At 76.0% G+C, this 13,498-nt stretch carries 11 protein-coding genes; all 11 read right to left on the reverse strand.

Features of this window, described 5'->3' with window-relative positions; genetic code table 11:
* Window positions 1-20 precede the first annotated feature (20 nt).
* Window positions 21-548, reverse strand: a complete 528-nt coding sequence (locus ABZ885_RS06210; protein ID WP_360183938.1) for an NUDIX hydrolase family protein — start codon at window positions 546-548, stop codon at window positions 21-23.
* A gap of 88 nt (window positions 549-636) precedes the next feature.
* Window positions 637-1,566 (reverse strand): Gfo/Idh/MocA family oxidoreductase, encoded by a 930-nt coding sequence (locus ABZ885_RS06215; protein WP_360183916.1) that lies wholly within the window; start codon window positions 1,564-1,566, stop codon window positions 637-639.
* A 98-nt stretch (window positions 1,567-1,664) separates the two neighbouring features.
* Window positions 1,665-2,819 carry a hypothetical protein gene (locus ABZ885_RS06220; RefSeq protein ID WP_360183918.1) on the reverse strand — a complete coding sequence of 385 codons (1,155 nt, stop codon included), beginning with the start codon at window positions 2,817-2,819 and terminating at the stop codon, window positions 1,665-1,667.
* Window positions 2,806-3,483 (reverse strand): GAF domain-containing protein, encoded by a 678-nt coding sequence (locus ABZ885_RS06225; protein ID WP_360183920.1) that lies wholly within the window; start codon window positions 3,481-3,483, stop codon window positions 2,806-2,808. Before ABZ885_RS06225 ends, ABZ885_RS06220 begins: the two co-directional genes overlap by 14 nt.
* A complete protein-coding gene (locus ABZ885_RS06230) occupies window positions 3,473-4,456 on the reverse strand; it encodes a S8 family serine peptidase (protein WP_360183922.1) in 984 nt (327 codons plus the stop codon). Before ABZ885_RS06230 ends, ABZ885_RS06225 begins: the two co-directional genes overlap by 11 nt.
* The gene (locus tag ABZ885_RS06235) at window positions 4,449-7,655 is read right to left on the reverse strand and encodes an adenylate/guanylate cyclase domain-containing protein (protein WP_360183924.1); all 3,207 of its coding nucleotides are present in this window, start codon (window positions 7,653-7,655) and stop codon (window positions 4,449-4,451) included. The genes ABZ885_RS06230 and ABZ885_RS06235 overlap by 8 nt, the downstream gene beginning before the upstream one ends.
* Window positions 7,652-9,118 (reverse strand): MFS transporter, encoded by a 1,467-nt coding sequence (locus ABZ885_RS06240; protein WP_360183926.1) that lies wholly within the window; start codon window positions 9,116-9,118, stop codon window positions 7,652-7,654. The genes ABZ885_RS06235 and ABZ885_RS06240 overlap by 4 nt, the downstream gene beginning before the upstream one ends.
* Window positions 9,115-10,125, reverse strand: coding sequence for a hypothetical protein (locus ABZ885_RS06245; RefSeq protein ID WP_360183928.1), 1,011 nt, complete (start codon window positions 10,123-10,125; stop codon window positions 9,115-9,117). The genes ABZ885_RS06240 and ABZ885_RS06245 overlap by 4 nt, the downstream gene beginning before the upstream one ends.
* The gene (locus tag ABZ885_RS06250) at window positions 10,122-11,327 is read right to left on the reverse strand and encodes a radical SAM protein (protein WP_360183930.1); all 1,206 of its coding nucleotides are present in this window, start codon (window positions 11,325-11,327) and stop codon (window positions 10,122-10,124) included. The genes ABZ885_RS06245 and ABZ885_RS06250 overlap by 4 nt, the downstream gene beginning before the upstream one ends.
* The gene (locus tag ABZ885_RS06255; RefSeq protein ID WP_360183932.1) at window positions 11,324-12,283 is read right to left on the reverse strand and encodes a hypothetical protein; all 960 of its coding nucleotides are present in this window, start codon (window positions 12,281-12,283) and stop codon (window positions 11,324-11,326) included. The genes ABZ885_RS06250 and ABZ885_RS06255 overlap by 4 nt, the downstream gene beginning before the upstream one ends.
* On the reverse strand, window positions 12,225-13,498 hold a 1,274-nt coding region (locus ABZ885_RS06260; protein ID WP_360183934.1), incomplete at its 5' end, for a hypothetical protein. The genes ABZ885_RS06260 and ABZ885_RS06255, both read right to left, overlap by 59 nt.

A 13,498-nucleotide genomic window follows, 5' to 3' on the forward strand; every position in this document is an offset into this window, starting at 1 on the left:
GACATCGGCGGCCGGCCGGGTCAGGAGAGGCAGCCGACGTGCGCGAGGGCCCGCTTGAGCAGCACCCCCTGCCCGCCGGGCATCTCCTGCTGCACCAGCGGCGACGCGGCCTCCTGCGGGCTGAACCAGACCAGGTCGAGCGCGTCCTGGCGCGGCCGGCAGTCCCCGGCGACCGGGATGATGTAGGCGAGGGACACCGCGTGCTGCCGGGGGTCGTGGAACTCGGTGATGCCCAGCGTCGGGAAGTACTCGGCGACGGTGAACGGCTGCAGCGAGGCCGGGATCCGCGGCAGCGCCACCGGGCCGAGGTCCTTCTCCAGGTGCCGGAGCAGCGCGTCGCGGATCCGCTCGTGGTGCAGCACCCGGCCGGAGACCAGCGTGCGGCTGACCGTCCCGTCCGGGCCGATCCGCAGCAGCAGCCCGATCTGGACGACCTCACCCGCGTCGTCCACCCGTACCGGCACCGCCTCGACGTACAGGATCGGCATCCGGGCCCGGGTGGTCTCGAGCTCCTCGGGACCGAGCCAGCCGGGCGTGGTTTCCGTCATGTCAGACATTGGCTGATCGTACGTTCCCCGCCACCGTCACACCGAACGCCCCGCCCGCATCGTGGAACGCGAGTGGGCCGACCGCACGTCAGCCGGCTTCGATGCGGGCCACGATCCGCTCGCAGAGCTCGTGGGTGCGCAGCGCGTCGTGGGCGTCGAGGGTCTTGCCGGTGCGGACGGCGTCGAGGAAGGCGAGGACGATCTGCTCGATGCCGCGCTGGCGGGCGACGGACACCCAGTCACCGCGGCGGCGGGTGGTGGGCTGGCCGCGGTGGTCGATGATCTCGGCGAGGTTGTGCACCTCGCGCTTGGAGTCGGCGCCGGAGACCTCCAGCACCTCCTCCGTGGAGCCGGAGACGCGGTTCATGATGCCCAGCGCCGTGAAGCCCTCCCCGGCGAGGGTGAGGACGACGTGCTCGACCAGGCCGTTGCGGGTGCGGGAGCGGACGTCCACGTGCTCGATCTCGCCCGGGACGAGGAAGCGCAGGGTGTCGACGACGTGGATGAAGTCGTCGAAGACCAGGCTGCGGGCCGCCTCCGGGAGGCCCTCGCGGTTCTTCTGGAGCACGATCAGGTCCCGTGGGCGCTCCAGCGCGTGGAGGTAGCCGGGGGCGTGGCGGCGGTTGAAGCCCACCAGCAGCGAGCGGCCGGTGCGGTCGGCGAGGCCGACCAGCCGGCGGGCGCCGTCCAGGGTCTGGTCGAGCGGCTTGTCGACGTAGACGTCGACGCCGGCCGTGAGGAGCTGCTCGACGATCGGCACGTGCTGGTCGGTGGCGGCGTGCACGAAGGCGGCCCGGATGCCGCTGCCGATCAGCTCGCCGAGGTCGGTGAACCGGTGCTCCGGCGCGATCCGGTGGGTGTCGCCGAGGCGGTCGAGCTTGGCCCGGTCACGGGTCATCAGACGCAGGTCGAGGCCCGGCAGCGCGGTGAGGACCGGCAGGTACGCCTTCTGTGCGATGTCGCCCAGGCCGATCACCCCGACCGGGAGCACGGCGTCGGGGGCTTCGGTCTGGCTCATGGAACCTCCTGCGGTCCGGGCGTTCTCGCCGCCCAGCTTAGTCGGGCGGCGGAGGGCTCCCGCGGCGGAGGCTCCGGAGGGCGCGCGGCCGCGGGAGGCTACGGGCGGTCCGGTGGGGCGGTGAGGAACGCCAGGAGGTCGAAGGGGCCCGGGGCGGGGAGTGCGCGGCGGTGCAGGGCGGCGAGCATGGCGGTCACGGCGGTGGTGACCGGGGTGGTGCGGGTGCGCTGTTCGGCCCAGCACCAGTCGCCGTCGGGGTTGACCTCCAGGAAGACCGGGGTGCCGGCGCTGAGCAGGAAGTCGAACGCGCCGTAGCGCAGCGACATCGCGGCGGCCAGGGTCCGGGTGGCGGAGACCACCGCCGGCGGCGGGTCCACCGGACGGACCCCGACCCGGTCGGGGGCGAGCCAGGGGTCGGCGGGGTCGTCCTTGGTCACCTGGAAGGCGTGGAGGCGCCCGGCCACGTAGTAGACCCGCAGCTCCTGTTCGTGCTCGACGTACTCCTGCACGATCACGGGCGGGGCCGGGTGCCCGGCGGCGGACGGCGGGGCGGCGAACGAAGGGCCGGGCGACGAAGGGCCGGGGGACGGCGGGGCGGCGCCCTGGCCGGTCCGCTCGACGATCACCGGGAAGACCCCGGTCAGCCGCCCGGGCGCGGACTCCACGAAGTGGTGGTGCGCCGCCTTGAGGACGAGCCGCGGGCAGTCGAACGCGTCCCCGACGCGGGACGGGTCGGTGGTCAGCAGGGTGCGCGGCACCGCGATCCGGTGGCGCCGCGCGAGCTGCAACTGGGCCAGCAGGCCGGGCCGGCGCGGGCGGATCGCCGTCCCGGAGATCGTGGCCAGCTGGCCGGCCGCGGCCTGCCAGGACTCGCGGAGGAACCGGGTGCGGGCCCGGTCCCCGGCGGTTCCGGTGCCCGGCACCCCGGTCGCGGGCGCCTCGACGGCGGACACCGCGAAGTGCCGGATCCAGGTCACGGTGGGGGCCAGCCAACGGCCGTTCAGCCGGGCCGCCCGGCTGTCCGGGGCCACCAGCAGGTCGGTGGCGAGCAGTTCGTCGGCGTTCAGCCGGGCGGTGCGGACGCCCTCGGCGGCGAGCCGGTCCTGCACCGCGTCCAGCTCGCCGTCGCAGGCCCGGCTGAGCAGCAGCACGCAGGGCACCGGCCGGGGCCGGACGTCGAGCACCCGCGCGGGGTGCGCGAGCTGGGCGAGGAAGGCCGAGGGGGCGGCCGGGCGGGCGTCAGCCATCGTCACCGGCCAGCAGCTCGTCGGCCATCACCAGCAGCTTGGTCACCGTCGCCGCCACGTGGTCGGAGGCCAGCGGGAGCCTCTCGGCCACCCGTTGCAGCAGCGGCGGGCCGTCCTGCGGGCCGGGGGCCGCGCCGGGGAGGGCGGCACGGCCGGCGTCCCGTGACCGGAGCCGGAGCAGCAGCTCCAGCACCGTCGCCATCTCGGTCGCCAACAGCCCGAGGGAGGCCATGTCGCCGAGGTCGCAGCGCTGCCGGCTGTCGTGGTCGAGCACCTCCAGCACGCCGATGCAGTCGCCCTCGCAGATGAGCGGGGCGGCCATGATGCTGCGCGGCACGTAGCCGGTCGACTCCGCGGCCTTCCGGGCGAACCGGGTGCTCTGCGCGACGTCGTCGATCACCACGGGCTGGCCGGAGACCATCGCCCAGCCGGCGATCCCGGTACCGCCCGGGAACCGCGTCCCGAGCAGGTGCCGCTCGCCCTCGCCCGCGACGGCCTCGAAGACGAGGTCCCCGTTCGTCTCGTCCACCAGGAGCACGGAGGCGGCGGCCGCGCCGAAGACGCTGCGGGCGACCTCCACGATCGACTGGAGCAGTCTGCGCTGCGGCAGGTCGTCCCGGTCCAGCGGGCCGGTCTCCCGTGGTCCGGTCTCCGGCGGGTCAGTCGACACACGCACCTCCCTCGGGTACGGCTCCGTTCACGGCGGACGCTTCGGACGCGTCGGACGCGTTCACGGCCGACACGTTCTCGGCGGCCAGGTAGAGGACGGACTTGAGCTGGAACGGCGTGAGCGCACGGTGCTTGCCGAGGATGAGCGCGCAGATGCCGGCGATGTGCGGGGTCGCGAAGCTGTTCCCGGTGCTGAGCAGCCGCCGGCCGCCCGGCCCGGCCACCGGCACCCGGACGCCCCGGGCGTAGAACTCCACCGGCGGCGACGGGTTGTAGTAGTAGGTCATCGGGTCGGGGCTGTCGTGGCTGGCCACCGAGATGACCGAGGCGAACGGCCACGGGTAGCTGCGCACCGGCATGTTGTGGGCGGACGCGACGATGACGCAGCGCCGGAAGTACGCGGCGTCCGCGAGGTCGCGCAGGGCCTCGCGGAAGTCGGGCTTGGTGGTCGAGAGGCTCATGTTGATGACGTCGAAGCCCTCCTCGATCGCCCAGGTCAGTCCGGTCAGCAGGGCGGCGCCGCTGCCGTGCCGGCCGCTGGACAGGACGCGGACCGAGGTGAGCGAGACCGCGGGGGCGAGGGAGCGGATCACGCTCGCGCAGGCTGTGCCGTGGCCGGACGCGTCGCCCGGTTCGACCGGGGTGACGGCGAGTTCGCCGTCCTCGCCGCGGACCACGTCCAGCGCACGGTCGAGCCCGCCGACCAACGGGTGGTCGCCGTCGACCCCGCTGTCGAGCACGCACACCCGGACGCCGGCACCGTCGGAGCCGCCCCAGGCCCACTCCGGGGTGACCGGTCCGAGCGGGGTGATGTCGAAGGGCTCCTGCGGCACCGTGGAGACGGGCAGGCTCCAGGCGGGCACACCCGGGAAGTGGTCGCGCGGGGGTCTGCGCCAGGGCGGCAGGCCGGCCGGCGGGGGTCCGGGCAGTGGGGGGTCTGCCGGCGGGGCCCCGGTCGGCGGGAGGTCAGTCATGGGTAGCGCCCTTCCCCGTGGGCTCCGCGGCGGCCAGCCAGGCGCGGATCCGGCCGGCCGGCAGGGTGGCGCCCTTCTGCTCGAACCTCCGCAGGGCCTCGGCCCCGGCCGCGTTCGCCCGGCTGCGCTCCCCGGCGGCGCGGAGCACGACCGCCAGGTCGAAGAGCGTCTCCCCGGCCAGGCACAGGTCGTCGGAGCCGTCGGCCAGGGACCGGGCGGCCAGGGCGGCGGCCACCGCCTCCTCGTGCCGGCCGTGGGCGGAGGCGATCCGGCCGCGGAGGGCGGCCGCGCCCAGCCGGGCCCGCAGGCCCGCACCGCCTCCCGTCCCGCCGTCGCCACCTTCCCTGTCGAGCCGGTCGAGCCGGTCCAGGGCGGACGTCGCGGCGGCGGTCCGGCCCTGGGCGAACAGCTCGCGGGCGATGGCGACTTCGGTGTTCCGGGTGTCCTGGGCGTACGCGGTGGTGCTCAGCACGCTCAGGCTCTGCCGGTAGCGCGCCTCGGCCACCTCGTGGGCTCCCGCCAGCGACTCCACGAAACCGGCGGCGTCCAGCACCACCGCGTCGGCCAGGTCGGCGTGCACCTCGCCGGAGTACGCGAGCGCGTCGGCCACGGTGCGGCGGGCGCCGTCGAGGTCGCCGCCGAGCGCCTCCAGGTGGGCCCTGGTCACCAGGACCGGGATGAGCAGGGCCCGGCCGGCCGCGAAACGGTGGCCGAGCAGGGCGCAGAGTTCCAGTCCGGCGGCCACCGGGGTCGGCGCCCACTGCGCCAACTCGCAGACGGCGCAGAGCAGTCGGTCCTCCTCGTAGCGGTCGCCGAGGGTCTGTGCGCGGGCCAGTGCGAGCCGCAGCGAGGCCTCGGCGGAGGCGGCGCGTTCGGCGGCGAGGTCGAGGTGGGCGGTGAGTTGGTGGAGGCGGCACCAGCCGAGGTCGTCCCCGGGGTCGCGTTCCAGCTCCGCCGTGAGCGCGGCCGCGTCGGCCGCCACGGCTCCGGGCGGGGCCAGGCCGAACCGGAGCCTGACGATGCCGCGCTGGACCGCGCAGACGGCCGTGTTGCGGGGGTCGCCCGGCAGTGCGGCCTCGGCGGCGGCGAGCGCGTCGCGGCACCGCCGCTCGTCCTGCAGCCAGATCCCGGCGTCGCAGACGTGCAGCGCGAGCGGGGCGTGCCGGGGGTCGCCGTCGGGCAGCAACTCGCGCCCCCGTTCCAGCAGTTGGACGGCTGCGGGCAGATCCTTGCGGGTCAGCGCGGCCATCCCCTCGGCGATCAGGGTGTCCGCCGCCGGGCCGGCCAGCGGCGGCAGGTCCCGCTCCCCCGGCCGCAGTTGGCGGCGCAGCCGGCTCGTCGCCTCGACGTGGTACACCACGGCCATCGCGTCCTGCGGCCGCTCCCGGCCGAACCGTTCGGCGAGGTGGCCGTGCCAGCGCTCGCGCCGGGTCTTGGGGGTGAACTCGTAGGCGGTGTCCCGCAGGAGGGCCTGCGCGAAGCGGTAGGTGCCGGCCGGGCCGCGTTCCAGGACGCGCCGCCGGGCCAGCCGCGCCATCGCCTCGTCGGCCTCGGCGGCGGCGAGACCGTCCGCCTCGGCCAGCTCGCGCAGCAGCTCCCGGGTGAACTCGCGCCCGATCACCGCGGCGAGCTCCAGCAGGCCGCGTTCGGCCGCGGGCAGTTGGTCCAGCCGGGCGCCGAGGATCGCCTGGATGGTGGGCGGGACCTGAGTGCCGGGGGCGGTCTCGGCGAAGACGTCCATGAGCTGCTCGGCGAAGAGCGGATTGCCGTCGCACAGGGTGGCGACCCGGCTGTTCACCTCCTGGTGCTGCTGCGGGTGGACGTCGCCGCGCAGCGCCAACCGCCCGACCAGTTCGGCGGTCTGGCCGGCGTCCATCGGCCCGAGTTCCAGCGTCGTCGCACACGGCTTGCCGCCGCCCCAGGCGCTGCGGAGGTCGAGCAGCTCGGGGCGGGCGACGCAGAGCAGCAGCACGGGGACGCCGTGCAGCCAGGTCGCGACCTCGTCGATGAGGTCGAGCAGGGTCTCCTCGGAGCGGTGCAGGTCGTCCCAGACCATGACGACGGCCCGCGACCGGCCGAGGACTTCGAGGAGCTGCCGCACCGCCCAGGCGATGTCCTCGACGCCGACCTGGCCGGTGACGCCGGTGCCGCCGGAGCCGCCGGTGCTGCCGTCCTGCTCCACCACGGTGCCCAGGGTACGGGCGACCAGGCCGGGCGCCGGCGCCCCGTCGGCGGGGCCGGCGTCCTCCGCGAGCAGCCGGCTGAGCGCGGGCCAGCCGCCGGGGAGCGAGCCGAGCATCTCGGCCAGCGGCCGGTAGGTGATCCCGCGGCCGTAGGCCGAGCAGCGGCCGGTCAGGACGGTCACCTCGCCGTCGGGCAGGCCGGCGAGGAACTCCCGGACCAGGCGGGACTTGCCGATGCCGGGCACGCCGAGCACCGTGGCCAGGCAGACCTGTCGCCGCAGCCTCGCCCGCCGGAAGCTGTGCGCCAGCTCCTCCAGTTCGTCGGTCCGGCCGATGAACGGGGTGACCGGCCCGGGGCTGTCGGCGGCCGGTGCGGGGTCGGTGACCCGCCATGCCGGGACCGGCCGGGCCTTGCCCTTCAGCTGCAGCGGCGCGACGGGCTCGATGCCGACCTGCCAGCGCACCACGGCCGCGGTGTCGGCGCAGAGCAGCACCTCGCCCGGCCGGGCGGCGGTCTGCAGCCGGCTGGCCGTGTTGACCGAGTCCCCGACGACCCGGAAGTCGTCCCCCGCCCTGGTGATCACCACGACGTCGCCGGTGCAGATGCCGGCCCGTGCCTCCAGCTTCACCTGGTAGCGGGCGTCGAGTTCGGCGGCGAGGCCGGCCAGCGCCGCGAGCGCCCCGGTGGCGGCGCGCACCGCCCGGACCGCGTCGTCCTCGTGGGCGACAGTGGCGCCGAAGGCCGCCAGGATCGCGTCGCCGATGAACTTCTCCACCACGCCGCCGTGTTCGGCGATGCAGGCGCCGCAGCTGGCGAAGTACCGGTCCATGACCTGCCGCAGCGGCTCCGGGTCCAGCCGCTCGGCGAGGGCGGTAGAGCCGACGACGTCCAGGAACAGCATGGACACCTTGCGACGCGTCTCGCGCTGCGGGGCGCCGGCCGCCAGCGGCGCGCCGCAGCCGGCGCAGAACCGGTCGGCGTCGGCGGCGTGGCGTCCGCACGCGGGGCAGTTCACCGGGTGCCCTTGAGGGTGGGCTCGGCCGGGCCGGGGCCGGGTCCGCCCCCGTTCCCGCCGTCGTCTCCGCCGCCGCCTCGGTCACCGTCGGGCCCGCTCCCGGGCTCGTCCCCGGCCTCGGCGTCGGGCTCGGCGTCGGGCCGGGCGGGACCGGGCCCGGCGGCCGGTGCGGCGTCCGGGCCGGGGAGGGCGAACCGCGCGCAGACGCCGGCCAGGACGACGACGACCCCGGAGGCGGCGAAGATCGTGTCGATCGGGCCGAACCGGATCCCGGCCGCCGAGCCGCTGAAGTCCCGCAGGCCGCTGCCGGCGAGCCAGCCGGCCAGCACCGCCGTCAGCATCGCCGCCAGCCGGGTGACCGGGTAGAACACGGCGAGCACCCGGCCCCGGAACTCCTGCGGGGTCGCGGCCAGCAGCAGCGGCGCCATGGCCGTGTTCAGCATGGTGATCGGCAGGATGAAGACGAACAGCACGCCCACGGCGGCGGGGAAGACGGTCTGCCGGGAGTACAGGACCAGCAGGGCGCCGCTGACCATCAGGCCGATCCAGGTCGTCCGCCGGGCGCCGATCCACCCCACCACCCGGCCCGCGGCCAGCGCGCCGGCGATCCCGCCGATCCCCGTCACCATGCCGAGGTAGCCGTACAGGTGGGCGGAGGCGTGCAGGTTCCCGGTGGCGAAGAAAACGTTCAGGGTGGACAGGGCGCCCACCCCGAGCTGGCCGACCACGGTGAGCAGCAGCAGCGCCACCAGGAACCGGCTGCGCACGAAGAACCGCAGGCCGGCCGTGAACTCCTTGGCCAGGCTGGCCCGTTCGGCGCCCGACCGGTCCGGGCCGGCGGCCGGTGCCGGCGGGATGTCCACCGAGCGGATGGCGACGTACGACACCAGGTAGGAGAGCGCGTTGAACAGCAGCGCCCACTGCAGTCCGACGGTGAACAGCAGCGGTGCGGCGAGCGGCGGGCCGACGATCCAGGCGGTCTGCCCGGTCGCCTGGGCGATGCCGGCCGCCCGCGCGCGGTCGGCGTCGTCGGAGACGAACTCCGCGACGACCGCGAACCGCGCCGGGGTGAAGAACTGGCCCGCCGCGTTGAGGACCAGCACGGTCAGGTAGATCAGGCCGAGCCAGACCCCGGCCGGGAGGTCCCCGGCGGGCAGGAAGGAGACGGCGGTCAGCGCGGCGACCAGTCCGCCGCGGATGACCTCGGTGCCGAGCATCGTGGCGCGTTTGTCCCAGCGGTCCACGAAGACGCCGGCGAGCGGGCCGACGAACAGGACGGCGGCGCTGGTCGCCAACACGACACCGCTGACCGCCTGCGGCCCCCAGGGCTTCCCCTTGGCCAGCACGGTGGCCACCCAGAGCACGAGGGTGGTGCCGAACACGGCGTCCCCGACGGAGGAGACGGCCTGGCCGAACCAGAGGCGGGTGTACTCGCGGTTGATGAGGGTCGGCGGGAAGGTCATGCGGCACCCGCCGGGGAGACGAGCAGCGTCATCAGGGCGGTCACCAGGGTGGTGTGGTAGGCCTTCGCGAAGAACGCCCCGGCCGGGTCGGCCGCCGTCACCCCGGTGCCCGCGGACCGTCCGGGGATCGCGCCGTCGCCCTGCTGGGCCCGGGTCAGGCAGGCGACGGCGGCCCTGCCCCAGGGGGTGCGCAGCGGTTCCAGGCCCAGGCAGACCTGGGTGATCAGCAGCTCGGCGGCCAGGTCCCACCAGTCGCGCCGGACGCAGTGCTCCAGCAGGCGGCGGACCAGCTCCGCCGCGTCCGCCCGGGCGCCGGCGGACAGCCCCGGGCCGGTCCGGCCGAAGTCGGTCAGGTAGAAGGCGGAGTGCGTGACGGCGTACGCCTCGGGGACGGTGACCGGCGCCTCGCCGTCCGGCACGGCGCGTTCGGCGGCCTCGGCGGGCAGCGTGACGAGGACGTTCCGCGCGACGAGGTCCCGGTAGGGCTCCACCGTGTGCGGCACGCCGGCCTTGTCGGCGTAGTACCGCAGTTCCAGCCGCTGGTAGGGCGACCTCCCCCGCGGTGACAGGTCGTCGGCGGCCAGCCCGGCGAGCACGGCCCGGCACGGCCGGTCGTCGATGCCGTCGGGCGCCAGCGCGGCGTAGACCAGCCCGTAGTAGGCGGCGCAGCGGGGTTCGGCGGTGACGAGCCGGGGGAAGTCCGGGTGCTGCCAGAGTGTGCGGACCAGCGCGGTCACCCGGTCGAGCCGGGGGTCGTCGCCGGTGTCCAGCCGGGCCCAGCAGTGGCGGAGCAGCGCCAGCTCCAGCGCGGCCTTCGCGTCGGCGTACGCCGTGCCGTGCGCCGGGCGGCCCGGGCCCCGCGCGTACGGGTCGAAGCGGTCGAGGTTCCGGTCCAGCCAGCCGAGGGCGCCGGCGGACAGCCGGCGCAGGTCCGGCGGCAGGGCGTAGGGCGGCAGGGCGTCCGGGATCGTGGCGGCCGGCGGCAGGGCGTCCGGGGGCGTGGTCACAGGCGCCCCGTCTCGTCGAGGTAGTCGAGCAGGGCCGCGTCCACCGTGTCGTGGAAGTCCGCGAGCGTGTGGCGGTCCTCGGTGCGCCGGTAGAGGTCCTCGCAGCCGACCCAGCGTTCCCGGGTGACCGCGCCGGGCAGGTACCCGCCGGTGATCGTGCCGACCTCCCAGTCGGCCCGGCCCGCGGTCTCCCAGCAGCTCGCCAGCGTGCCGTCCGCGCTGACCACCGCGCCGTAGCGGCCGTCGCCGTAGCCGCAGGTGACGCACGGCCGGTGGGCCTGCGGGCGGCTCACGGTGAAGCCGAGGTCGAGGGCGCGGCGCTGCCAGCGGGTGAAGCGGGCCGACAGGTCGCGGCTGTGCAGGAGGTCGTTGCCGTAGCCGATGCCCACGTCCCCGACCTGGGCGAAGTACAGGGTGCACCGGGCGGGGTCGAGCGCCGCGGCGAGCCGGTCGACCAGCGCGTCGACGCCCCGGTAGGTCTCCCGGGAGACGTTCACCCGCAGGATCCACCGGAGTGGGGAGACCGCGGAGGCGCGGACGATGTTGCGGACGGTCGTGTCGAAGGTCCCGCCGCCGTCGGCCCGCCGGATCCGGATCCGGTCGTGGTCGGGGCGGTCGCCGTCGAAGCTGACCTGGACGGAGCGCAGCCGGAGGCCGGCCAGCCGGGCGGCCAGGGCCGGGCTGAGCAGGGTGGCGTTGGAGATCATCCAGGCGGACGCCAGTCCGTGGCCGGCCGCCCGTTCCAGCAGCTCCAGGCAGCCGCGCGGGTTGAGCAGGGGCTCCCCGCCGAACAGCAGGACCCGGAGCTCCGTCACGCCGGCGGCGGCCATCCGCCGGTCGGTGAAGTCGAGGATCGAGTCGATGGTCCGCGAGGTCAGGCGCGTCCGGGCGATCCGCGGCGGACGGCTGCCGCCGTCCGGGTCCTGACCGGTGTTCTGGAAGCAGTAGCCGCAGCCGAGGTTGCAGTTCGTGCTGGTCAGCACGGTCAGCGAGAAGCTGTGCGGGAGTGCGGTGGTCAGCAGGCCGTGGTCGCGCAGCCGGCGTTCGGTGCCGGGCAGCAGCCGTCCGTCGGCGGTCAGCTGTCCGTCGCGCAGGCGGGCCAGCCCGCCGCCCGGGCCGAGGAACCACCAGTTCCGCTCGCCGCGGAGGATGCGGGCGCCGGCCGGGTTCCCGGTGCGTTCCTGCGCCCGGGCCCCGGTCACCGCGTCCCCCGGACGGCCGCCGGCGGCTCGTCGGCGCGGTCCGCCCCGCCGGGGCGCCCGTGCAGGACGATCAGCGTGGCGAGGGCGGTCACCAGGGTCGACTGGTAGGCCTTGCGGAAGAACTCCACGGTGGTCGGGGCCTCGTCCGCCCGGTCGCCGGCGGACCGTCCGGGGATCGCGCCGCCGGGTGACTGGACCTCGGCGAGCATCCGCAGCCCGGCCGCCCCGGACGGCGTGCGCAGCGGGTCGAGGCCGAGGCAGTGCTGCGCGAGCACCAGCTTGCCGGTCAGGTCCCACTCCTCGCGGCGCACGGTCTCCTCGGTGAGCCGGCGGACCCGGTCGCGGGCGTGCTCCAGGGCCGCGCCGGTCAGCACGGCGTCCGGGTGGCCGCGGCCGGGGGTGCGGAAGCCGAAGTCGGTCAGGTGGAACACCGTGTGGGTGACGTCGCAGACGTCCAGGTCGGCCAGCGGCCGGTGGTCGCCGTGCCGGGCCAGCCGGCCGGCCTCGTACAGTTCCCGGTAGGAGCGCAGGTGGTGCCGGAGCCCGGCGAGGTCGGCGTAGTACCGGGTCTCCAGGCTGCCGAAGGCCGACTGCCGGCGCGGGGCCGGGAAGCCGTCGGCCGCCAGTTCGGCGAGCACGGCGGGGTGCGGGCCGTCGGTGAGCCCGGCGGGTGCCAGCGCGCCGTAGGCCAGCCGGAACTGCCAGGCGTAGCGGGGTTCGGCGGCGAGCTGGGCGGGGAAGCCGGGGTCGCGCCAGACGCGTTGGACGGTCCCGGTGACCTCCGGCAGGCCGGGGTCCTCCGGTGCGGCCCGTTCCCAGGAGCGGCGCAGCAGGGCGAGCTGCAGCAGGGCCTTGACCCGCGGGGTGAGCGGCAGCTCGGCGCGGCCCGACGGCGAGTCAAGAAAGCCCGAGTGGAGGCGCATCCAGTGCAGCGCCCCCGTCGACAGTTCCGCCACGACCGCTGTGTCCAGGCCTGCTGATCGCGTACCCATGGTTCTCCCGGTTCTGTGTGGAGGTGGCCGGCTGCCCGGCCGCGTGCTCGATGACCTCGGCCGCGCGGGCGGCGCCGTCCGCGGCGGCCAGCCGCCGGCCGAGCCGACGGGCGCGCTCCCGCAGCAGGTCGTCCCGCCAGGCCGCTTCGACCGGCGCGGACGCGTCCGGCGCCGCCGTTCTCGGGACGTGCACGGCCACGCCGGCCCGGAGCAGGGCGCCGGCGAGCAGCGGCTGCTCGGAGCCGTTGGGCGAGACGCCGAGGGCCCGGCCGCGCAGCAGGGCGGCGAGCACCGGGGCGGACGTGCCGCTGGTCAGCACCAGGCCGGCCAGGTCGACCAGCGGCCCCAGCCACGGCTTGCGGACGAGCAGGAGGTCGGCCCCGGGGGCGGGTCGCGGGTCGGTCGATCGTCCCTGCTCGACGACGGCCTGGAACGGGCCGCCGGTGAAGGCCGCGTTGAGGCGGGGCCACGGGCTGCCGCCGCCGAAGAAGCGGCCCAGGTGGACGTAGACGACGGGTTTGCCGGAGCGCTCCAGGTGGGCCCGGACCGCCGCCAGCTCGGCCCGGTCGGCCGCGGGTTCCCAGGCGAGCGGCCCGACCTGGTGCACCCGCTCGGGCAGCACCGCGCCCGGGTGCTCCAGTTCCGGGCCGCCGCGCAGCAGCAGCGCCTCGCCGAGCAGCGGGCCGCCGGCGTCCCGGTGCCGGGCCCAGCGGGACGGCCGCCCGGCCAGTCCGGCCTGCTCCCGGGTGGCGGCGTACAGGTCCAGGCACTCGCGGGTGCGGTTCTCCCTGGTCCGGCCGAACTGCGGCTCGCCGTCGCCGCCGCTGCGGTAGTCCCACAGGTGGACGGAGAGCCCGATCACCGCCACCGGGATGTCCAGCGTCTCGGCGGCGAGCAGCGCGCCGTTGCACAGCACCGAGGTGACCAGCAGGTCGGCCCGGGCCTGCCGGGCGGCGCGCAGGACCGCCCGGTACTGCGCCGCCCCGGTGGTGCCCCACCAGGTGGCGGAGAAGGCCCGCCGGCCGCCGAAGTCCTCCGCCGCCGCGAACGGCAGGCCGGCCTCGGCCGCGACGGGGGCGGCGGTGCCCGGAGAAGCCCAAGCCGGAGCTGACCGCCGAGGACGAGGACAAGGTCCGCGGGCTGCTCGACCGGCACGGCGAGCGGGACTCGCTGGGCTAC

The organism is Kitasatospora sp. NPDC047058 (assembly GCF_040643935.1).
Classification (GTDB): domain Bacteria; phylum Actinomycetota; class Actinomycetes; order Streptomycetales; family Streptomycetaceae; genus Kitasatospora.